This window comes from Pyrinomonadaceae bacterium (assembly GCA_036277115.1).
GTDB lineage: Bacteria > Acidobacteriota > Blastocatellia > Pyrinomonadales > Pyrinomonadaceae > UBA11740.
Genome location: DASUNM010000027.1, coordinates 545,477 through 567,724, shown reverse-complemented (window position 1 = coordinate 567,724; position 22,248 = coordinate 545,477). Strand labels below are relative to the sequence as shown.

Annotated in this window: 22 protein-coding genes and 1 pseudogene; 12 read left to right on the top strand and 11 right to left on the bottom strand. The window is 57.5% G+C overall.

The window, feature by feature from the left end:
• Positions 1–10: 10 nt before the first annotated feature.
• The 3 genes from lon (at position 11) to VFX97_18765 (ending at position 3,916) form a co-directional block, all read left to right on the top strand.
• Positions 11–2,575: an endopeptidase La gene (gene lon / locus VFX97_18775; GenBank protein HEX5705250.1), complete on the top strand. Its 2,565-nt coding sequence runs from the start codon at positions 11–13 to the stop codon at positions 2,573–2,575.
• A gap of 108 nt (positions 2,576–2,683) precedes the next feature.
• On the top strand, positions 2,684–3,433 hold the full coding sequence (locus VFX97_18770) for a hypothetical protein (GenBank protein HEX5705249.1): 750 nt from the start codon (positions 2,684–2,686) through the stop codon (positions 3,431–3,433).
• A 12-nt stretch (positions 3,434–3,445) separates the two neighbouring features.
• Positions 3,446–3,916 carry a hypothetical protein gene (locus VFX97_18765; protein HEX5705248.1) on the top strand — a complete coding sequence of 157 codons (471 nt, stop codon included), beginning with the start codon at positions 3,446–3,448 and terminating at the stop codon, positions 3,914–3,916.
• A 25-nt stretch (positions 3,917–3,941) separates the two neighbouring features.
• Here VFX97_18765 and VFX97_18760 read toward each other — a convergent pair whose 3' ends face one another.
• From VFX97_18760 to VFX97_18715, 10 genes are all read right to left on the bottom strand, one after another.
• A complete protein-coding gene (locus VFX97_18760) occupies positions 3,942–4,484 on the bottom strand; it encodes a DUF4287 domain-containing protein (GenBank protein ID HEX5705247.1) in 543 nt (180 codons plus the stop codon).
• A gap of 192 nt (positions 4,485–4,676) precedes the next feature.
• Positions 4,677–5,318, bottom strand: coding sequence for a DUF5655 domain-containing protein (locus tag VFX97_18755; protein ID HEX5705246.1), 642 nt, complete (start codon positions 5,316–5,318; stop codon positions 4,677–4,679).
• Positions 5,319–5,423: 105 nt separating this feature from the next.
• Entirely contained in the window at positions 5,424–5,993 is a 570-nt protein-coding gene (locus tag VFX97_18750) for a hypothetical protein (protein HEX5705245.1), read from the bottom strand.
• 27 nt (positions 5,994–6,020) lie between these two features.
• Positions 6,021–6,452: a VOC family protein gene (locus VFX97_18745; protein ID HEX5705244.1), complete on the bottom strand. Its 432-nt coding sequence runs from the start codon at positions 6,450–6,452 to the stop codon at positions 6,021–6,023.
• 229 nt (positions 6,453–6,681) lie between these two features.
• Positions 6,682–7,095 (bottom strand): AraC family transcriptional regulator, encoded by a 414-nt coding sequence (locus tag VFX97_18740; GenBank protein HEX5705243.1) that lies wholly within the window; start codon positions 7,093–7,095, stop codon positions 6,682–6,684.
• Positions 7,096–7,206: 111 nt separating this feature from the next.
• Positions 7,207–7,563: a hypothetical protein gene (locus tag VFX97_18735; GenBank protein ID HEX5705242.1), complete on the bottom strand. Its 357-nt coding sequence runs from the start codon at positions 7,561–7,563 to the stop codon at positions 7,207–7,209.
• Entirely contained in the window at positions 7,551–7,946 is a 396-nt protein-coding gene (locus VFX97_18730; GenBank protein HEX5705241.1) for a glycosyltransferase, read from the bottom strand. Before VFX97_18730 ends, VFX97_18735 begins: the two co-directional genes overlap by 13 nt.
• 123 nt (positions 7,947–8,069) lie before the next feature.
• Complete coding sequence (locus tag VFX97_18725; GenBank protein HEX5705240.1) at positions 8,070–9,413, bottom strand: aminotransferase class III-fold pyridoxal phosphate-dependent enzyme; 1,344 nt, start codon at positions 9,411–9,413, stop codon at positions 8,070–8,072.
• Between the two features lie 269 nt (positions 9,414–9,682).
• Complete coding sequence (gene guaB, locus VFX97_18720; protein ID HEX5705239.1) at positions 9,683–11,149, bottom strand: IMP dehydrogenase; 1,467 nt, start codon at positions 11,147–11,149, stop codon at positions 9,683–9,685.
• Positions 11,150–11,383: 234 nt separating this feature from the next.
• Positions 11,384–11,863, bottom strand: coding sequence for a helix-turn-helix domain-containing protein (locus VFX97_18715; GenBank protein ID HEX5705238.1), 480 nt, complete (start codon positions 11,861–11,863; stop codon positions 11,384–11,386).
• Between the two features lie 261 nt (positions 11,864–12,124).
• Here VFX97_18715 and VFX97_18710 point away from each other — a divergent pair.
• The 9 genes and pseudogenes from VFX97_18710 (at position 12,125) to VFX97_18670 (ending at position 19,356) form a co-directional block, all read left to right on the top strand.
• Positions 12,125–12,391 (top strand): annotated as a pseudogene (locus VFX97_18710) (BMC domain-containing protein).
• A 220-nt stretch (positions 12,392–12,611) separates the two neighbouring features.
• Positions 12,612–14,378, top strand: a complete 1,767-nt coding sequence (locus VFX97_18705) for an aldehyde dehydrogenase family protein (GenBank protein HEX5705237.1) — start codon at positions 12,612–12,614, stop codon at positions 14,376–14,378.
• Positions 14,379–14,449: 71 nt separating this feature from the next.
• Positions 14,450–14,779, top strand: a complete 330-nt coding sequence (locus VFX97_18700; GenBank protein ID HEX5705236.1) for a EutN/CcmL family microcompartment protein — start codon at positions 14,450–14,452, stop codon at positions 14,777–14,779.
• An 82-nt stretch (positions 14,780–14,861) separates the two neighbouring features.
• The gene (locus tag VFX97_18695; GenBank protein ID HEX5705235.1) at positions 14,862–15,335 is read left to right on the top strand and encodes an ACT domain-containing protein; all 474 of its coding nucleotides are present in this window, start codon (positions 14,862–14,864) and stop codon (positions 15,333–15,335) included.
• A gap of 100 nt (positions 15,336–15,435) precedes the next feature.
• On the top strand, positions 15,436–15,975 hold the full coding sequence (locus VFX97_18690) for a zinc ribbon domain-containing protein (GenBank protein HEX5705234.1): 540 nt from the start codon (positions 15,436–15,438) through the stop codon (positions 15,973–15,975).
• Positions 15,976–16,062: 87 nt separating this feature from the next.
• Positions 16,063–17,424, top strand: coding sequence for a PFL family protein (locus tag VFX97_18685; GenBank protein HEX5705233.1), 1,362 nt, complete (start codon positions 16,063–16,065; stop codon positions 17,422–17,424).
• 7 nt (positions 17,425–17,431) lie between these two features.
• On the top strand, positions 17,432–18,001 hold the full coding sequence (locus VFX97_18680) for a hypothetical protein (GenBank protein HEX5705232.1): 570 nt from the start codon (positions 17,432–17,434) through the stop codon (positions 17,999–18,001).
• Between the two features lie 16 nt (positions 18,002–18,017).
• The gene (locus VFX97_18675) at positions 18,018–18,347 is read left to right on the top strand and encodes a BMC domain-containing protein (GenBank protein HEX5705231.1); all 330 of its coding nucleotides are present in this window, start codon (positions 18,018–18,020) and stop codon (positions 18,345–18,347) included.
• Between the two features lie 151 nt (positions 18,348–18,498).
• Positions 18,499–19,356: a hypothetical protein gene (locus VFX97_18670; GenBank protein HEX5705230.1), complete on the top strand. Its 858-nt coding sequence runs from the start codon at positions 18,499–18,501 to the stop codon at positions 19,354–19,356.
• A 22-nt stretch (positions 19,357–19,378) separates the two neighbouring features.
• Here the strand turns inward: VFX97_18670 and VFX97_18665 are convergent, their stop codons facing one another.
• Complete coding sequence (locus VFX97_18665; protein ID HEX5705229.1) at positions 19,379–22,153, bottom strand: protein kinase; 2,775 nt, start codon at positions 22,151–22,153, stop codon at positions 19,379–19,381.
• Positions 22,154–22,248 lie beyond the last annotated feature (95 nt).

Sequence of the window (22,248 nt, the reverse complement as noted above, 5' to 3'; positions counted from 1 at the left end):
GTAGTAACCAATGGCTGAAGAAAAAGATAACCCGAAGGAATTGACCGGCGAAGAGAACAAGTCTGCGGCTGAACCGGAGAATAAATCTGGCGCTGACGCTGAGAACAAATCTATCGCTGACCCGGCGCCAAAATCTGAGGCTGACCCGGCGCAGAAGCTGGGCGCGGAGCCTTTCGAAATTCCGGTCCTGCCGCTGCAAAACACCACGCTGTTTCCGGAAACGATGGTACCGCTGGCTGCCGGACGTCCCGCTTCCATGGCTGCGGTCGAATCAGCGCTCGCCAGCGAAGAAAAACTGCTCGCTTGCATCAGCGTGCGGCCGGAGAAAACTTCCGAAGAAGATGCCAAATCTGAAGACCTCTTCGAAGTTGGCACGCTTGTAATGATCAAACGCATGGAGCGAGTCGATGACACGCTCCACATGATCGTTCAGGGAACCGATCGCTTTCGCGTGCTTGAGTGGACCCAGAAAGAACCGTTCTTGCGCGCGCGTGTCCAAATCCTCCCCGATCTGCAAACGATAAATACCGACGAAGTCGAAGCGGCCACCCGCAATGTGAAGGCGCTGATCCAACAAGCTCTCGCTTACTTGCCGCAGGTGCCGCCGGAAGTTCGGCTGGTGGTTTTGGGTGCGGACGATCCGGTGAAGCTCGCTTACTTCCTCGGCTCGATCCTCAGTCTCGGCGTTGATAAAGAGCAGCAGATGCTCGAGGCGAACTCGGTCGACGACTTGATTCACCTCGCGCACGATTTTCTCGCCCGCGAGGTCGAAATCATCCGCTTACGTTCGAAGATTGCCAACGAAGCGCAGACGGAAATGGACAAGGCGCAAAAGGACTACGTTCTGCGCCAGCAGATGAAGGCAATTCAGAAAGAGCTGGGTGACGGCGAGGGTGGCGAAGCCGCCGAAGCCGAGCAGTTGCGCGAGCGCCTGGCGAAGGCCGACTTGCCTGACGACGTGCGCAAGGAAGCCGAACGTGAGTTAAGCCGGATGGAGAAGCTCCCGTCGATGGCGCCCGACTATCACGTCATTCGCACCTACCTGGATTTTATTCTCGAGCTGCCGTGGCGCCTTTCGTCGGAAGACAAACTGGATCTGAACGAAGCGCAGAAGATTCTCGACGAAGACCATTACGACATCGAAGACATCAAAGAGCGCATCCTTGAATTTCTGGCGGTGCGCAAACTCCGTCCCGAAGCCAAGAGTCCAATTCTGTGCTTCGTCGGCCCGCCGGGGGTGGGCAAAACAAGTCTCGGGCGCTCAATCGCGCGGGCCATGGATCGGAAGTTTGAGCGCATCAGTCTGGGCGGTGTGCGCGACGAAGCCGAGTTGCGCGGTCACCGGCGCACTTATGTCGGCGCGATGCCGGGACGGATCATTCAATCAATCCGCCGCGCCGGCGTGAACAATCCGGTGATGATGCTGGACGAGATCGACAAGCTCGGCGCCGACTATCGCGGCGATCCGTCCGCGGCCTTGCTCGAGATTCTCGATCCGGAGCAGAACAACACGTTCACGGATCACTATCTTGATCTGCCGTTCGATCTGACCAAGGTTTTCTTTATCGCCACCGCGAACCAGCTTGGGCCGATTCCGCCACCCCTGCGCGACCGCATGGAAGTGATCCAGCTTGCGGGTTACAGCGATCGCGAAAAACTCGAAATTGCGAAACGCTATCTCCTGCCGCGACAGGTTCGCGAGAACGGCGTGACTCCGGAACAGCTTGAAATCAGGGATGGGGCGATCAACGTAATCGCGACGCGCTACACGCGCGAAGCGGGTGTGCGGCAGCTCGAGCGAAACATCGGTCGTGTTGCGCGCAAGGTCGCATTGAAAATTGCCAAAGGCGAGACCGAGAAGATTGTCGTGGAAGCCGACGACATCAAAGAATTTCTGGGCGGGCCCAAGTTCTATCCGGAAGAAGCGCGCAAAGAACTGCCGGCGGGCGTGGCGACCGGCATGGCCTGGACTGAAATGGGTGGCGAGATTCTGTTCATCGAAGCCAACCTTCTGCCCGGCGGCCGAGGCTTCACCATCACCGGGCAGCTCGGCGACGTGATGCAGGAATCCGCGCGCGCTGCTCAGTCTTATCTCTGGTCGCACGCCGACCAGTTCGGAATTCCTCTGGAGATGTTCAAAGAGTACGGCGTGCACCTGCACGTTCCGGCGGGTGCGATTCGCAAAGACGGCCCCTCAGCGGGCGTGACGATCACAGCGGCCCTCGCGTCACTCTACACCGGCCGCCGCGTTCGTCCCGACACGGCGATGACGGGAGAGATTACGTTGTCAGGTTTGATCTTCCCGGTCGGTGGAGTGAAAGAAAAAGTTCTGGCCGCACATCGGGCTGGCATTCACCGGATTCTTCTCCCCGCGCGCAACGAATCGGATCTGGAAGACATTCCCGAAGACGTACGGCGCGAACTGGAAGTTGTGCCGCTGAGTAGAATCAATGAAGTCATGGACGCAGCGCTCGAAAAATTCGTCGCGAATCCACCTCCGCCACTGCCACCGCCCAGCGATAGTCGCCGTTCACCCGACCCCGAACCTTTGCCACTCATGGCGAAAGACCGTTAACTCGCAAACGCTTGGATTTGAACTCGAGTTAATGGTAGGTTTCGGCAACGAAGGTCCGGAGTGAGCGATCCCGATTAATCTACAGCTCACTTCGTGGCGCACCAAGAAATGTTTTTGCCCCCAACCCGCGTGGCGCTAATTCTTGGCGTGGTAATTTACAGCGCAACTGCGCTTGCCGCGCAGACGGCCACGTTCACAGGTCGCGTCACTGAACAAGCCAACGGCCAGGGAATTTCGGGCGCAGCCGTCGTCGCGGAAGGTAACGTCACCGGAACGCGCGTGGTAGTTACTGACGCCCAGGGCAACTACAACTTAACGATCGGCGCCAACACCAACATCAGAGTTCGTCCCTACAAGACGACTTACGTGTTTAACCCTTTGATGGTGGCTCATGTCTCGTCGGGACCAGCCATTAGCGGGTCCTTCTCGCACGACTTTGCCGGTTCGAGTATCCCCTTTCGGATTATTACTCTGCCACCGGTAATGCTGACCGAAGACAACTCGCTTAGCGCGCTGACGCTCGATGGAGTGGTTCACACACGCGACCCGTTTGCCGTTACGAATGACCACTACTTCGGATCGGACAAACGGACGCGTCTGACATTGCTGTTGGTTGACTTAGACCTTTATCCCAATCAAGGTGAGAGCCTTTCGCTGATTTCCGTGCAGGCGCAGACGCAATCGAGTTCCTTCAACCTGGTGCCTGAGGATCTGCGAAAAGTGCCCGGCTTTCCGTGGATGTCTCAACTCGTCGTGCGTTTGCCCCCAGAGTTGTCGGGATCCGGCGAAGCAAACATTACGGTGACATTCTCGGGTCAGTTTCAGACGAGTAGAAGCGCTAAAGTGCGATTCCAATAATCGAACAACAAGATGCCTGCCCGCACAATTGCATTGATGGCTTCAATCCTGCTCATGGGGATCCTGCTCGGCGGCATCGTCTATTCACACATCGTCTATTTTCCGGTTTATCTTTCGGCGCTGCCCGACTCAGCGGTGTTGGTAAACGGTCCTTACGCGCTGCACGAGGAAAGATTCTGGCTCCTGATCCATCCGCTGGCGATACTCTCACTCATCATCTCGCTGGCGCTGAACTGGAAAATTCGCGCGCGGCGGAAACTGATCGCGATTACGCTGACTGTCTACGCCATCGTGATTGTCATCACGCAGTTGTATTTTCTTCCCGAGCTGCGTGCCTTTCAGAACAGCCCGACTTCGAATGTTTCGCCGGCTGAGTGGTTTGCGCGCGGACAGCGTTGGCAGTATTTGAGTTGGGTACGCGGAACCTTAATGGGTTTGAGTATCGTTCCGCTGTTACTCGCCTTGCGCGTGCGCGAGGATTGAGGCTGACAGGAAGCGGAAACTCAATCTATTCGATGGTTTCCTTCAGGCGGTCGAGCGCATCACTCCAGTGCTTCTTCATCTTGGCTCCCGCCTTCGCGTCTTTTAACTTTCCATGCTGCGCTACGACCTGACACTTGCCGGGACCTTTTGGATAAAAGGCGGCTGCAAGCGACGAGTCATCCTCCCAGGTGATGCGAAGAGTTTTGTTCGCAGTCGCTTTGCGGATCGTAAGGTTCGCCGGCAGCCACTTCTTGCGCGTCTTCTCATCTGTCCAGGCTTTGTAAGCCTTGGCGACCGGCGCTTCAATCGTGCGACTGACGCTGATTTCAAACCCGCCCGGCTTCTCATGCTTTTCGCGCAGCCCGCGCGCCTGCTCGTACGTGACGGCGACCATCTGTGTCCACCACGGGCGCACGTCATGCTTGTCACGCAGATGCGCCACAATTTCCTGATGCGTCATTTTCTTCCCGCCGGCAGCATCGAGATGCTTGAACCAGCGCGACCAGTTCTTGCCCGTTTTTGCTTCGACGGCTTCGTCACTCATTCGAGGTTTTTCAGTTGTTGCCATATTACAAGTCTCCGAGTCTTCGCTCCGTTAGGAGCGAGATGTTTATAGCAGCGCGGTTTCCAAACAGATTTTAAGCTCCGTTAGGAGCGAGATGTTCCAGGGTCACGTTCAATACATCGCGCTCCTAAAGGAGCTCTCGTAACACTTATGATCTGGTGGCTATAAATTCGGCCCCTAACGGGGCTGAAACGATCAGGCGTCTCTCTCGTACGCAACCCTCAGCCACTTTTTCACTTCATCGTCAATATCTTTTAACGAAGTAATTTCAAATCGGTGCGTGATCCGATCTTTTTTAGCGAAGCCGCCGGTGTCAACCAGCCGCTTCGGTGTTTTCTTCGTGTCGCCCAGCGCGAGGCCAAAATCGATGCGCGTCTGTGTCGTCGGTTTGATTTGCGCGAACACGTGATTGCGATAGAGCGGCACAATCGTTTGGCAGGGGCACGCCTTCACGTCTTTGCCCACTGTTAATCCCAGCTTCAAGAGGGCGTTGTAGATCGGCCGGAGGTGCGCCTTCTTTCCACTGAACATTTCCTCGACGTATTTTTCCGCCGCTTTCAAATACTCGTCCGGATCGCCAACCTCTTCGCCTTTGCCGACTGACCGCTCAGCCAGCCACCAGGCGGTGTTGGTCCCCAAACCGAGTTCATTCTTCAGCCAGTCGCGCCGCGCTTGCTCAGTCGGCGGGCCTTCCTTCTTGATGTGCTTCAACCATTCTTCGAGCGTGCGTCCGGTTTTCTCTTTCAGTTGCGCAATCCACTTCTGCGTCATAACAACGCCCGGATGCACGCCGTAGATCGATTTCGTCTTTGTCGCTTGGCCTGCGGTTTTAGGCATTTGTCTTTCCTTCGGTACGCATGCCTCTGGCAGCTCTTAATCGGTACGCCATGCCTCTGGCAGCTCTTGGTCATTCAGCACGCCCGGAGGCGTGCGTACCTGTTACTACGCAGCAGCCGTTCGTCCGCGCGCGAACTTCGCGATGACCAGCCCAGCCAGAATCCAGCCCACCACGATGGCGACGAACTCGATCAGAAGGTAGGTCGTGCTAAAGCTCCACCAGATCCATTCATCGAGTTTGCCGCCTACAAAAATCAGGACTCCGCACAAGATCACGAAGAGGACCCGTTGGCCATAAGACAGTCCCGCAGTGTTCGACAAGAGAAACGTCGCAATCAACGCGCTCACCAAGTACATGACAAAGGCCAGCCCGAGCAGTACCGGGAACGGACGCATCGGTCCTAAACGTATCGACGCAAACATCATCGGCCCGCGCATCATTTTCTCTGCCAGCGCATCGGCCTGTTCCGCTGTTACTCCCGGCCGATGCGGATTGGGCAGGATGTACATTCCTGGTTGGCTCGCGTTGGCGGTAATCGCTGCTTCGACCGCGGCTTCATTTGCGAAACTACGCAACGGTTCGCCCGGCCAGGGGATCGCCGTCCACGCAATTGCGCTCCAAATGAAGAGAACGATCCCGCCGAGCACGGTTGCCAGAATGTTTTGTTTGGACATCTCAGTTCTCCTTTGCGAGGCGAATGATTATGAAGAAGCTGCTTGCGCCTCTTTGTCCTGACCGACGCTAAACCAATTTCCCGAGTTATCTTTCATGACCGTCGCGGTTCCCCATGACTGAGTAGTTGGCGGTCCCTTGAACTCAACGCCCTTGGCTTTAAGTTCCTCGTAGGTTTTTTGGATATCGTCGGTCTCGAAAACTCCGCCGCCAAGCACGCCCTTCTCCATCAGCGCTTTCAATTGCGCCGCTGATTCTTCATCCAAAATGTATCCCGGTTTCGGCTCCATCAGAATGATCTCAAAGCCGGGTTGAGATGGAATTCTCATGGTTAGCCAGCGAAAGTCATCGCCGACCATCGCATCGGTATCGACTTCGAAACCGAGCTTATCGCGATAGAACTCCAGCGCTTCCTGCTGATTTCTAACCCAAACCGTTGCATGCGACATTCTCGTAATCATGTTGTAGTCTCCTTCGCCAGATTCGCGGAGGAGCATACAGATTTCAGCGAAGGCTGGCTTCTCGAAAATTGCTGAAATGCCGGGAGGCGCGGACGTCCTCGTCGGCTGCTTCCCCCTCTCCGCTCGCGGAGAGGCGGGTAGGGGGTGAGGACGCGACGCGCCTTAACCCCACCCCAACCCTCCCCGCATGCGGGGAGGGGCGATCTGCCTAACCCGCCTTGGATTTCAGCTAGTCCTTCACGCCCAGTCCGTACATGTCGAGAAAACAGGTCGGAATTTTGCTTTGGGCCTCGCGCTGTCGCTGGCGATAGTTCACCGGGGCGTCACCGACGCGCTGGCGAAACAGTGTGCTGAACGAGCCGAGGCTCTGAAAGCCTACTTCGAAGCAGACGTCGGTAACGGTCAACCGGCGGTGTCTGAGTAACTCCTTCGCCTTTTCGATCCGCCGGTCAATCAGATACTGGTGTGGGGTGGTGGCAAACTCTTCGCGAAACAGACGGAGAAAGTGATAGCGAGAGAGGCATGCCTCACGGGAAATCTCATCCAGGTTGATCGGCTCATGATAGCGCTCGTTGATGAAAGCGCGCGCGCGACAGAGTCGCTCGTGGACTTCGCTGCCAACTTTGGCTTTAGCCTCAGACATTTGCCAGCGGATTCTACTGCGGGATAGTCCGAAGTCCAATGTCCAATTCAACGCCGGTAGTCGGAATCTGTTTAGGACTTTGGACTGGGACGTCGGACTCGGGACGTTGGACTACCGCTCCGGGTTATACCAGTAACGCTCGGCGAGCTTCTCGTCGTTCCAACTCCAGGTAACAAGACTCTTGAATGCGTGTGCCAGCATCCAGAAATAGTGCCAGTCGCCAAATTGATCGAACTTGCGGGAGGAATGGAGCGCTTTCGCTTTTGGAATCCGCGTTAGCCGCTGACCACGTTTGCGGCCCAGCTTCCTGAGCGCCCACGGAAACAAAACGTCTTCGGCGTAGAGGCGAGTCTCATCGTAGCCACCGACCGCCTGCCAATCTTCGCGCCGGCAGAATGACAGACCGATGTCGAGTCCGGTGAGCCAAACCATCGGCATAAACATGTAATGAGTAATCAGCGGGCCCACTGAGTTTCTTTCCGGTACCGCGCCCGTGACGCCCCAACGTATCGCTGGGTCCCCATCACGCGTTCGATCTCGTTGAAGGTGTTTGGATGAATTGCTGAGTCCGCGTCGATGAAGCAAAGAATCTCTCCCGTAGCAGCACGGGCGCCGCCGTTTCTCGCTGAGGCGATGCAACGCTTCGCCACATGCACTACACGCGCGCCGTGTTGGTTTGCGACTTCCGCCGTTCCGTCGGTCGAATCGTTATCAGCGACAATGACTTCGATCTGAGCGACGGTCTTTTTGAGCCCGCCGGAATAGTTCGACACCGCGACCTTGATCGATTCAAGCAGACGCGGCAAAAACTTCTCCTCGTTGTAGGCGGGGATGATTACGGAAAATCTCATGCTATCGACAGATAACTGAGCAGTGAGGTCAGTGCCACCTGCAGTAGCAGGTGGGTTCTCTTTGCACATAACCCACCCGCTACCGCGGGTGGTACTGACTTCATCATCTGGGTATGTCCTCTTCTACTCAACCGCGCGATCGGTCGTCTCCAATCCTTTATCGATAATCGCGAAGGCCTCGCGCAGCTCGGCTTCTGTAATGCAGAGCGGCGGATTCGTAAAGAAAGTGTTCCAGCGCACGAAAGTGTAGAGACCTGCTTCCCGGAAATACTTCCCGAGCGCCTGCATCTCTGGCGCAGTGCCGTTGAACGGCGCCATGGGCTCGAGCGTTTCCTGGTTCCGCACCAACTCAACGATGCCGAAGAGACCGATGCTGCGCGTCGCGCCTACCGATGGATGACGGGCTTTGAGATCGTCGAGCAGACCGCTCATCACGATGCCCATCTTCCGCGCTTTATCGATCAACTGATCATCTTCATAGACCGCGATTGTTGCCAAAGCCGCCGCGCAGCCAAGTGGATGACTGTTGTAGGTGAGTCCACCGTAGAAAACATTCTTCGCAAAGTGGTCCGCAATTTCTCGCCGCATACCCACCGCACCGAGCTGTACGTAAGCGCTGGTCAGGCCTTTTGCCATTGATAGCAGATCGGGTTTCACTTTCCAGTGATCGACTGCGAACCATTCGCCGGTGCGGCCAAAGCCCGACATTACTTCGTCGGCGATCAGGAGGATGCCGTACTTATCGCACAAGGCGCGCAGGCCCTGCAGGTAACCATCGGGCGGAACGAGAATTCCGTTAGTTCCGGTCACCGGTTCGACGATTATCGCGGCGATCGTGTTTGCGCCTTCGAGCTGGATTGTCTCTTCAGTGCGCGCGAGCACTTCTTCGGCTGTCTCTTCTCTCTTGTTTACGCCGTGATAGAAATCGGGAATGCGAAAGACGCCGGGAATGCCCGGCTCGGCTGCCCAGCGTCGCGGATCGCCGGTCAGCGTCAACGCGCCGGCCGTGCCGCCGTGATACGACCGATAACGCGCGCCAATTTTGTGGCGTCCGGTGAACAGACGCGCGATCCGAATCGCGTTCTCGTTCGCTTCGGCCCCGCCGTTGGTAAAGAAAAAGGTGTCAATGTCGCCGGGCGCTAACTCGGCAAGTTTTGCCGCCAGCCGCCCGCGCACGTCTGTGGCCATGAAAGGATTCGCGTAGGGCAGGACCTCTGCCTGCTCTTTGATGGCGCGAACCACACGCTCGTCGCCGTGGCCGATGTTCACGCACATCAATTGGCTGTTGAAGTCGATGTAGCGCTTGCCTTCCGGCGTCCAGAAATAAATCCCACGGGCCCGGGCCATGGGAATCGGATCAACGGCGGCTTGTGCGGACCATTCGAAGAGTGTGTGGCGGCGACAGAGTTCGACGATCTCCTCGCCGGTCAGGCCTTCAGTTGCAACGGATTCGCTGGTAACAGTCATAGCGTGAGGATGCTATAGAAAAGTTGAGAGCGGCGCAATTTGTGTTTTGATCGTCCAAACCTGCGGAGCAGGTGTCAACATAAAGCCTGGCGTGGAGCGAAGCGAAACCGCAGGTTGATACGCTACAAAGATCGTTGAGCCCGCGAAGCGGGCGACAGACAATAGATTTGATTCTGTCGCCCACTCCGCGGGCTCTGGAACCTTTTACGATTTGTTTCCTGGGGCTTACGCCCCAGGCTTTATGCTGACGTCCGCTTCGCGGACTCTTTCTACTCCAACCGATAGTTCGGGGCTTCTTTGGTAATCACGACGTCATGCACGTGCGATTCGCGCAAGCCGGCGGCGGTCACGCGCAGGAAGCGAGTCTTCTCCTGGAACTCGCGGATGTTGTGACAGCCCGTGTAGCCCATGCCCGATCGCAAACCGCCCACGAGCTGCGTCACCATTTCGGCCAGCGTGCCCCGATAGGGAACGCGGCCTTCGATCCCTTCGGGCACCAGTTTTGATTCAGCCTCAATGCGCTCTTGTGAGTAACGATCACGCGAGCCTTCGCGCATCGCGCCGATCGAGCCCATGCCGCGATACATCTTGAAACTTCGGCCCTGGTAAAGAATCACTTCGCCCGGCGCCTCTTCGGTTCCGGCGAAGAGCGATCCGATCATGACGACGTCCGCACCGGCGGCAATCGCTTTGGCCATGTCACCTGAAAACTTTACGCCACCATCGGAAATGATCGGAACGCCGGTACCGCGCGCCGCTTCCACCGCCGTTTGAATCGCCGTGATCTGCGGCACGCCCGCGCCGGTGACTACGCGCGTCGTGCAAATCGAGCCGGGGCCGATGCCGACTTTCACGGCGTCTACGCCCGCATCGATTAATTCGCGGGTGCCTTCCCCCGTGCCGACATTGCCCGCCACCAACTGCGTATCGGGATGACGACGCTTGATCTCGCGCACCGCTTCGATCACGCGCAAGGAATGCCCATGAGCCGTGTCGATGACTAAACAGTCAACGCGCGCTTCAACCAGCGCCGCCGCGCGGTCCTGATAATCGCCGGTCGCGCCAATCGCAGCCGCGACGCGCAGACGCCCGAGATCATCCTTCGCGGCCGTCGGATACTTAATCGCCTTCTGAATGTCTTTGACGGTGATCAGACCTTTTAAGTGCTTGTCATCATCAATCACCAGAAGTTTCTCAATTCGATGCTCCTGCAAAACCGCTTTGGCTTGATCGAGCGTAGTGCCGACGGGCACGGTCACCAGCGGCTGCGGCGTCATCACTTCTGAAACCGGCAAATCGAATCGCGTCTCGAACCGCAGATCGCGATTGGTGATAATCCCGACCAGGTGTCCGTCTTCATCCACGACGGGCACGCCGCTGATGTGATAACGCTCCATCACGTTGAGCGCTTCGCGCACGGGCCGATCCTGAGGAATCGTTACCGGATCGACGATCATGCCGGATTCCGAACGCTTCACTTTGTCGACTTCTTCGGCCTGGCGCTCGATGGTGAGGTTCTTGTGCATCACCCCGATGCCACCCTGCTGCGCGATCGCGATCGCGAGCGACGCCTCAGTCACCGTGTCCATGGCGGCCGAGCACAGCGGAATGTTCAAACGAATGCCGCGCGTAAATTGAGTTGACGTGTCGGTTTCCGTTGGCAGCACGTCGGAACGCGCCGGCACCAGTAACACGTCATCGAATGTCAGTCCCTCAGCAACATTTTCCGTAATCATCGGTTTCTAGAAATTACTCCCTCGAATTCATTTCTCAAAGTTGTGTCAGTACCGGGAGCGATAGCGACCGGATCAAAAGTCAACGATGAGTGACCATCCACCTCGCTACCGCTCGGGGTACTGACAACGCTGCCAAACAAAAATGCCCGCGGACTCGCGGGCAACTCCCATTCTGGTTTAAACCACACACGCGCGGCACACTGCGCACTCGCGCAGAGTCTTTCCGCATCGCGGCTAAACATTGACGGCGTGCTGTTCCTCCTTCGCCGGCAAATCGGTCGGGGGCGTCGCGCCGCGGTTCTGGCCGCCCACCCTCTTTTGATAGAAATACAATCCGCCCCAAACCGCTAGCGACAGCAGCGCCAGGATAACGATGGCCAACAACAACGTCTTCATCGGGGAACGGCCCTGGTGCCCGCCGTCGTCGGTATAAACCATTGCCCGCTGCTTTGGCGGCTCGTCTTCCGACTGGCCGTGCTCGCGCATCGTGTCCCCGTACTCTTCAATCGCCTTGTCCTCGTCATAGCCGACGAACTTGGCGTAGGCGCGGATGAAGCTGCGATTGAAGATGCCGCCGGGCAAGCGACGATAATCGTCGGTTTCGATGGCTTCGAGATAGCGCATGGAGATCCGCGTGTGTTCCGAGATATCGCGCAGAGCAATGCCCCGCGTCTCGCGTTCGAGTCGCAGCTTTTCTCCGATGCCAGTTGCCATCTTAATCGACCAGAACAGAAGGCGAATTCACCGCGTGGGGGATTGTGAACCCTCGAATCATTCGCGCCCTTGGCTCGTTCACTCGCCCGTTCGCAAGCGAGCGTATTTCTTGGCGCGCACTATATCCCTCGGCCAAAAACGTGTCAAATCTTTGCCGATTTTATGGGAATGCCTCTCTTGATTCTTAACGCGCGGGGTGGTAGCTTGAGATGCAATCGGGTTTCTTTTTAACTTCTAAAATTTCAAAGTGAGGATGCAGAAATGCCCCTTGAAGCACTCGGAATGGTCGAGACCAAAGGCTTCGTCGGCGCGGTTGAAGCGGCCGATGCGATGGTCAAAGCGGCGAACGTGACATTGTTGGGAAAGGAATACATTGGCGCCGGTTATGTCACTGTATTCGTGCGCGGCGATGTTGGCGCAGTTAAAGCAGCCACCGACGCCGGCGCGGCAGCCGCGCGGCGAGTTGGTGAGTTGATTAGTGTGCACGTGATTCCGCGACCCCACGGGGAAGTCGAACGCGTGCTGCCGGTCAACGGCCGGGCCGGGTACAGCCCGGACGAGCAAGCGCAACTCAGTGGTGGCGCACGCGGACAGTTGGGCCAGGGCGACGCCGGCCGCTCGTTGACGTCGCGCGAAGGCGCGCGAGAACGAGCGAAGTAAGCGGTCATTGCCGATTTACGATTGCGGATTGCCGATTTGATCTGAAAATTGCCCATCGGAAATCGGCAATTGGCAATGGAGGTTGATCATGTCGGCCGACAAAGATCTTATTTCCGTCCAACAGGCGCGTGACCTCGTCGAAGCTGCTCACCGCGCGCAAACGGAAATCGCGCGCTTCGATCAAGCGAAAATCGATCGCATCTGTGAAGCCATGTCCCGGGCCGCGCTGCGCGAGTCGGCGCGGGTCGCGGCAATGGCGGTCGAAGAGACCGGTTTTGGCGTCGCCGAGGACAAGCAGGAAAAGAACCGTTTTGCCGCTGAAGACGTCTGGAACTACTTCAAGAACCTGCGCACGGTCGGCGTCGTCAGCGATACGAAAGACGTTGTCGAGATAGCCAGTCCGCGCGGTGTGGTCGCCGGCATCATTCCCTCGACCAATCCCACCTCAACTGCCATCTTCAAAATTCTGATTTCGATCAAGTCGCGAAATGCGATCGTCATGTCGCCGCATCCATCAGCCGCGCGCTGCATCAACGAGACCGCGAAAGCCATGCGCGAGGCCGGTGTTAAGGAAGGCTTGCCGGCCGACGCGATCGGCTGCATGACCACGGCGACCATCGAAGGCACCGAAGGTTTGATGAAGCACAAGCGGACCGCGGTAATTCTCGCGACCGGCGGAATCGGTTTGGTGCGCGCCGCCTATTCTTCAGGCAAGCCCGCATTCGGTGTCGGTCCGGGCAATGTGCCCGTGTTCATCGAACGCTCGGCCGCCGTTCCCAAAGCGGTGCAGGACATCTTCACCGGCAAATGTTTTGATAACGGAACGATTTGCGCATCCGAGCAGGCGATCGTCGTTGACGCGCCGATTGAAATGGCGGTGCGCGAGCAATTCAAATTACAAGGCGGATACTTCGTCAGCCAGTCCGAGGCGGATCAGCTCGGGAAGATTGTGGCCACGCCGCAACGCAGTCTGAACCCGCAGATCGTCGGCAAGTCAGTTGAGTTTATCGCGAAGCTGGCCGGCATCACCGTGCCGCCGGGAACGCGCTGCCTGCTCGCCGATGTCGGCGGCGTCGGCCGCGACTTCCCGCTGTCGATGGAAAAGCTTTCGCCGATTCTCGCGTTCTACGTTGAAGATGGCCTCGAGCGCGGCGCCGCGCGCTGCAATGAAATTCTGCACTACGGCGGCATGGGTCACACGGCCGGTATACACACGGGTTCGCGCGAAGCGGCGGTGCGCTACGGCGCAGAGATGCCCGCCTCGCGCATCACGGTCAACACGCCGACGACGCATGGCGCGATTGGATTTTCCACTGCGCTGCCGCCGTCAATGACGCTCGGCTGCGGTTCGTGGGGCGGCAACGTGACTTCAGACAACGTTTCGCCTTTGCACTTGATGGACATCAAGCGCGTCGCGTTTGAAGTGCGACCGGTTAAGAGCAAGCGGCCGGCAGTCACGACCCAATCAACCGTGGCGATGCCGGCGCCACCGGCCGCGTCACGTCCTGCGGTGAAGGCTTCGCCGTCGGTTCAAGCAGGAGCGCCGAAAGTTAGTCGCGAAGAAATTTCCGCCATTGTCGATCGCTTTCTGGCAAATCGTCAGCCTGAACCAGCCGTCTCGCCTTTGCCGCCCCCGCCATCCCGTCCGCCTGCCGCGGCTCCGGCGCGCCCGGTTCAGGCCAGCAGTCCGTCAGAAGGTGCGAGCAATGGACGAAAGGCGGCTGACTTTGTCAGCGAGGACGACGTCAAGCGCGCGATGCAAAAAGGCGAGAAGATTTACGTCGGACCGAAAACTATCATCACGCCCTCCGCGCGTGACATCGGCGAGCCGGCAGAGGTGTTCGCTAAAGCCTAACCTGTCAGTAGTCAGTTGTCCGTTGTCAGTTACAACGGAAATCTACTGACAACTGACGACTGACAACTGACATGTTCCTCGGCAAAGTCATCGGCACGGTTTGGTCAACCAAGAAGTCGCCTGACCTCGAGGGCGTCCGTTTTTTGATTGTTCATCCTTACGATTTGGATCACGAACCGACGAAGAATGTAGTCGTTGTCGCCGACAGTCTGGGGGCGGGGAGTGGCGAAGTCGTGATATGCGCCTACGGCAAGGCCGCCCGTTCGGCAATCGGCAATCAGGACATGTCGATCGAAGCCGCCGTGGTCGGCATTGTCGATCGAGTCGATCTAACGGATGCTAAATCCGAAGAACTGCGAGAAGCAGCGCGGGAACTCGCCCGCGACAACGGACGACCCTAGAATTTTGAATTTCGGACTGCGAATTGCGAATTTAGGCTACTAACAATCCGAAATCCGCAATTCGAAATCCGCAATCAATTCAATGGCTAACGAAGAGCTGATCTATCGCATCACTCGAGCAATCTACGACCGCCTCGGCGCGGGCGCGGATGAGAATACGGTCGAGCAACTCGTCACCGATATTTACCGCACGGTTGAGCCACAGTTGCGCAACGGGAGCACCCCGGCGCCGTCATTCACACCTACCGGCGTGCCGGGAGGGCCTTCCCACGCGGGAGGGTCCGCCGAGCGAATAATCATTTCCGTGTTCGGCGTCGATCATCCGGGCATCGTGGCCGGGGTATCACAGATTTTGGCTGAGGCCGGCTGCAGCATTGTGGATATCAATCAAACCGTCGTGCAGGGAAAATTCGCGATGGTCATCATCGCGAACACTTCGCGATCAAAGTCGTCTGTCAGCGAACTGAAAGAGCGCTTTCTCGCGCAGGGTGAAAAGTTGGGCGTCCGCATCTACGCGCAACGCGAAGACTTATTCAATGCGATGCACCGGATCTGAGGTGCTTTGATCTTTGTACTTTGTGCTTTTTCTTAGCACTGCACGTTGAATCGGAGCGCGGTGCGTTGGATGGCGAACAAAGTGCTAAGTACCAAGCACCATGTACAAGGCTTTTATGGTCCCTGAAATCTCACATCGTTGTCCCTCGTGCGGCGTGGCGGTTCGCAACCGCGATGCATTGTTCTGCCCGGAATGCGGGAAACCTCTGTCGGCCAAGCCCAAGACCACGGAAATCAACGACTCACCTGATTCTTCAATCCAACCTGAAGCCGGAGAAATCGTTGAAGTCTCTTCGGCGTCGGTGAACGATGCACCGGGTCGGGCACTTACCGAATCGACAGAGGCTGCAACTACCTCGTCAGCGGCGACCGACGACATGAAAGACGACTCGAGCGTTCCACCGGCACACCGGCGCGGCGAAAAGACTCGCGAGCGTTTGCATCGCGCATCTGAAGTCGCGCGCGGCGTCGGGCGCGGTGTGATCGAGGAACCGGTAAAGCGCGTCGAAAAGATTCGCCAGGCTTCAACCGTGGTTATCGAAGAAGCTTCATATGATCCAAGCCTGCGCTTTGTCATCGTCGCGTTGGGACTGTTCGTCGTGTTTGTCGTCCTGCTGGTGTTGAGTAAGGTGATGGGTTGATCCGAAACGGTTTCTAGTTCCAAGTTTCAGGTTTCAAGTTCAGGAACCCAAACTTGAGACTCGAAACCTGAAACTTGAAACTAACCCATGGAATACACGCAAACTGAAATCCTGCAAACGATCGCGATGACCGAGATGGAGCATCTCGATATTCGCACCGTCACGCTCAGCCTCAGTTTGCGGGATTGCGCCACCGATTCGATCGAAACCACGGCGGCGCGCGCGCGCGAAAAGATTGAACGGACCGCGGGGCGACTGGTGAGCACGGTCGATGAAATCGGCGACGAAATCGGTATTCGCATCGCGAATAAACGCATCGCCGTAACGCCCATTTCAATCTTGACGGAAGCCGCGCGTGGCAACCCGATAGATTTGGCGCGCGCGATCGATGAATCGGCGCGGGTCGTCGGGGTCGACTTCATCGGCGGCTACTCAGCGCTCGTGCACAAAGGCTTCACGCGTAACGAAAGTGATTTTCTGGATTCGATTCCGGAAGCTCTTTCGGTAACTGAACGGCTCTGCGGGTCGGTGAATGCGGCCACGACTCGCGCCGGCATCAACATGGATGCAGTCGCGCGGGTCGGCCGATTGATCAAGGACGCCGCCGAACGCACCCGCGATCAGTTCGGTCTGGCCTGCGCAAAGTTCGTCTGCTTCGCGAATGCCGTCGAGGACAATCCGTTCATGGCGGGCGCGTTCCACGGCGTCGGCGAGCCGGAAGCCGCGCTGAATGTTGGCGTGTCGGGTCCTGGAGTCGTCAACTACGCGGTCAGCCGCGCTGAACCGGGGCTGCCTTTGCACGAACTCGCTGACGTTATCAAGAAGCTTTCATTTAAACTCGCGCGCGCGGGCGAACTCGTTGGACGTGAAGCGGCGCGGCGTTTGGATATCCCCTTCGGCATTATCGATTTGTCGTTAGCGCCGACGCCGGTGCCCGGCGACTCAGTCGCAAACATCATCGAAGCGATGGGTTTCGAGCACGCCGGTACGCACGGCACTACTGCCGCGCTTGCGTTGTTAACTGACGCCGTAAAAAAAGGCGGCGCGATGGCCAGCAGTTCAGTCGGCGGCATGAGCGGCGCCTTCATTCCTGTCTCGGAGGATGCGGGAATGATCGAAGCAGCACGCGTTGGGGCATTGAGTTTGGACAAACTCGAGGCCTGGACCAGCGTCTGTTCCGTCGGCATCGACATGGTGGCCGTGCCTGGTTCGACTTCAGCCGAAACGATCGCCGCCATCATCGCGGACGAAATGGCCGTCGGCGTGATGAACAACAAGACGACCGCGGTGCGAATTATTCCGGTGCCCGGCAAAGACGTCGGCGACATGGTTGAGTTCGGCGGACTGCTCGGCACCGCGCCCATCATGCCGGTCAATCGCTTCTCGTCCGAGCAATTCATCCGGCGGGGCGGCAGAATTCCGGCGCCGATACAGTCGCTGAGGAACTGAGTTAAAGATGTTGAGCCGTCTGATCATTAGGTCTGCGATAGTCTGTTTCGCAGTAGTTACATGCGCCTCTCCACTTGTCGCGCAGAATAAAAAGCCAAAGCCGGACTACACCGGTACCTGGCTGCTCGACGCGCAAAAGAGTAACAGTGTCGGTCTCACCCGCCGCCCGGACTTACCAATCAAAATTTCACATCAGGATCCCGAACTGCGCATCACGTTGACCTCCGAGGCAAACGGCCAACTGGTGGAGCGCCAAACGGTCTATTTCACCGATGGAAGGGGAGAAGAAAACCAGGCAACGGCCATGCTGACGACGAATCCGAATGCTCCCCACGATCCGCAAAAAGGAACCAGGTCCACGACTCGCTGGAGCGGCAACAAGATCATCACTCGCACATTGCTCCAGCTACAGGCCGGCGGTCGCGTGATAGAATTCGAGCTCGTCGATGAATGGAAGCTTTCCGCTGACGGAAAGACTTTGACGCAAACGACCAAAACGGTTTATTTGCAATCGTCGGGCGGCGCATTCATACCGGCAATGGCGCCGGACAAGAAGCGGGTTTACAATCGCGTCTGATTTCACGAGGACAATCATGGAACGAGAAGCCCTGGGATTGATTGAATGTCGCGGCCTGGTCGCGATGATTGAAGCCGCAGACGCGGCGGTAAAAGCTGCGAACGTAACCCTGGTCGGTTGGGAAAAGATCGATGCGGGGCTGGTGACCGCGATCGTGCGGGGCGAAGTCGGCGCCGTAAAAGCTGCGGTCGATGCCGGCGCGGCGGCCGGCCGCAGAGTCGGCGAAGTGGTGAGCACGCACATCATTCCGCGTCCGCATTCAAACATTGACGACGCCATCCCGGTACTTCATACCGGCGAAACGACAAAGAAAAAAATCAGCGGCTCAGTTCCACCGAGAAAATGATTGCCAAGTGGCTTTGCCGCAGCACTGCGGAAAGGCTCTGCCTTTCCGAAAACCAAATGAAAGATCCCGAAGCTGCGCCTCGGGAAACGCGCGGAGGCAGAGCCTCTAAAACTTTCTTCCAACCTGACCGGTAAGCCAGAGGCTTACCGCAATGTGCGGCGGCCGAGCCGCGACTGCGATTCTGGCAAGTACTCATTCATCTGCTCGCAAGCTGTGCGTTCCGGTGATTCGGTGCGGGTTCCTTTTATCGTTAGTCCTTGCAGTTAATTCAACCCTCCAAGCCCAACAGCCTTTCACTGTCGACGACGCTGACGTTACCGAGCACAAGAAGTTTCAGCTTCAGATCAGCCACGAATTCGCCATCCTCCCGCGTTCGGCGCATCCCAGTCTCCGTCAGAACACGACCGTCTTTGTCTTGAACTATGGCCTGCTCCCCGACGTCGAGATTGGCGTGGACTATCCGTTGATTGTGATCTCGAATGCAGCGGGAACGTCGAGGTCCATCAGGGGCTTCGGCGATCTTAACTTTCACGTCAAATACAATTTTTTGAAAGAGCGTGAGGGTAAGCGCCGGCCCGGGCTCACGGTTTCATTCGCCATGGAAGTGCCAACCGGCGACGCGCCGAAGGGTCTGGGTTCGGGATTATTGGATTACTCCGTGAACGGCGTCCTGCAAAAGTCTCTCACCACAAAAACGACATTCCGGGCGAACGGGGGCATTGTGTTCGCCGGCAACACCAGTACCGGGCTTTCCGGAATCCGGATACGCGGACGCGTATTTACGGCGGGTGTTTCTCTGGTCCGGCAATTCACACCAAAGTTGAATCTCGGCTTCGAGTTGACCGGCGCCGCTTCGAATAATTTGAATCTGGGAGCGGGCCAACTGCAGACCCAATTCGGCGGAAACTATCAGCTGACTCAGAAGCTGTCGCTCGATTTTGGCGTGCTGGCCGGCAAGTACAACAACCCTCGTGTTGGTGTGTTATTGGGAATGTCGCTGGACTTCTGATCTGTGGTCACAATCACTGCGGCTAACCCTCTTCAAACAACTTTCCGGGAAAGACTCGCTGGTCCGCGAGCGAGACGTAAAAGGCGTAGCCCACCAGGGCTAACACCAGAACCAAATCGATTACGAATCCGGCGGCATACCAGGCGGTTAAGTGCGGCGAGGCGGGAAACTGAACATAGATGTGGATCATGAGAATTGCGGAAACCGCAGCCACCAGCCCGAACCGGTATAGCGCAAAAACCAGAATGGCGGCCGAACCGAATGCGGTGATCCAATTTGGCAACGCCGCGCCCCACAGAAACGAAAGCGCAGACGCAAGGACCAGCCAACCAACCAGAAATCCGATCCAATCGCGGCGCAGCAAGAGCGATAGCAGCAGGACAAGAAAGAGCAGTTGGAACGCGCTGAGTAGCGACGCAGAAAGTTGTCCTGATAGAGCCGGCACGAAATAGCCGAGGCCGAGATGCGTTGCGGCCGGCTCAGCGATAGGTGTCAGACCAGGGTCGCCGACCCATCCACGTACGAAGTAAAAGCCGATTTGCCAAACACCCACGCCGATGCCCACTAGCGCGCCCGCCAGCACATCTCGACCGACCAGCGGATCGCGATAGTCGCCATTGAGCAAACGCGTCCACGAGACAATCCGGTGCGGCCAACGACGACGGACAAATGGCTCAAGCGCCATGTAAACCAGCCACAGAAATGCTCCGGCAAATAAACTATCCTGCAATGCGTTCAGGATTGTTCCGAATTCATCGAACGTGGGAACGTGATGCGCGGAAGAAATTCGTGTCAGTAGCGTCGCGATGAACATGAACACTCCGAGGCGCCAGGCGCCCTTTCGATCCCCTCGACCCTGACGAAGATTCCTGATCGCCAGCAGCGAACTACCCACCAGCATCAGGACAAAGACGGTAAGCAGGATCGTAAACAGCGCTTTAATCCGGGTTGGTAGTGCGGACGGCTGTTGCCGCTCCGGGCCGTCCCACGGCGCCACGACTTCAAAGTGCACCGGTCTGCCACGATAGGCGGCGGCTTCCACGCGGATCGGGATGTCGGGCTGTTCGGGAAAAACTCCCGCCCACGCAGTGCGTTCATCGTGCGTATGCAGTGGCGCCCATTGTGAAGTTGTCGGTTTGAAACTAGCCAGGTCGAAGCCGGCGGCCCGAAACAGCGGCGACCAGTCAACGCGAGTTTCAGGTTTGGAATCTGAAGTTCCGGTTTCTGATGAAGGCGAACCTGACGACTGAGGATTCGGCCTTACGCTCGACACTGGATCAACCTGAGGCGGAACTGTGTAGAACTCAAGCAAACGACCTTGAGTATCAAGCCGTACTCCAGCCATTCCGGAAATGATTGGCGGCGGATTCGTCCAGGTATCGCCAAAGTAATCGAAGGCGCCGAGGTATGTCGGACTTTGACGATAAAGATAATGGATCACCGCCGGTTGGCCGTCCTGCAACTCCTCCAAACGCTGGCCGCGAGTGCCGTCGTGGGGCAGATGTTGCAACGGCCGCGTCGATTCGGTGAACCAATAAGTGTGATCCGTGGCCGGCGCGGTTACTCCGGCCGCGCGGATGACCTCGCGCGCATGTTCCCGCAGCACATCCGGTGATTTCTCCAGCGGAGCGTAACCGAACAGCCCTACTCTGTTGGCGAAGAACGTCACGAAGGCCAGTCCGACCAAAAACGCTCCCAACATCGCGACCGCAACCGCGGGACGTAGCCCGCCTTCCTTCGGCGCGGCGGCAACCATCTCGGGTGAAGGCGTCTCTCCCGCGGCCAGCGCCGCGGCAATCGGATCACCACCGGGAAGCGCCGCCGCAACTTGCAGCGCTGAAGACGGTCGTCGCGCTGGATCTTTCTGGAGGCAACGATCAATTACTCGTTCAATTGCGGGATCGAGATCTTTAACGATCTCTGAAGGCGTAGTTGGCGAGGTGTCGCTGCGGCGCAGCTTTACTAACTCACCCAGCGTCGGTGCTTCAAACGCGCGCTTGCCCGTGAACAACTCATAGAGCACGAGACCCAGCGAATAAATATCGCTGCGGACTGTCTGTTCCTTCCCATCAATTTGCTCAGGCGACATGTAGGCCGGCGTCCCGGCGCGAATCTCTTCAGCGCCGAACTCTCCCGTCAGTCCGCCCAGGCCGAAATCCAGAATGCGTGCGTTCCCGTGTTCATCGATCATCACGTTCGCCGGTTTTAGATCTCGATGAAGGAACCCTACGTCATGCGCCGCGGCGAGTCCGGCGCAAATCTGACGAGCAATCTGCACTGCTTTGTCTTGCGGCACGCGACCAATCCGCCGGATTAGCGACGAAAGCTCTTCGCCTTTAATGAACTCCATCGAAAGGAAATGACGGCCGTCAACTTCGCCAATGTCATAAACCCGACAAACATTCTTGTGAGAGACCTGACGGGCGACGCGCACTTCACGGTGAAAGCGCGCGAGGGCCGCGCCGTCACTTAGAAGGTGCTCGGGCAGGAACTTCAGCGCAACCGGTTGGCCAAGTTTGAGATCGTCGGCCCGATAGACTTCGCCCATGCCGCCTTTGCCGAGCAGCCCGACTATTCGGTAACGATCGGCGAGGATGGTGCCGGGTACGAACCGCGCGTCATCGATGGAATCGAAAGATACTGCCGGCGTTGATAGTTTGCCGGAAGGTTTCTCAGCAGCTTGATTACCGGTTGATGGCCGGTCGATTGGTTGGGTGGCGTCGTCAAACGAAAACCCACACGCGGCGCAGGAAGTTGCAGCGGTGGGAATCTCTTGGCGACAGCGAGGGCAAGTCACGGCGGCGGATTGTACCGCACAAATGGACTTGGAACGGTATTCGATTTAGAAGGGTCGAATATCAGCCCGCCCGATCGGCGTCAGGACTGGCGGGC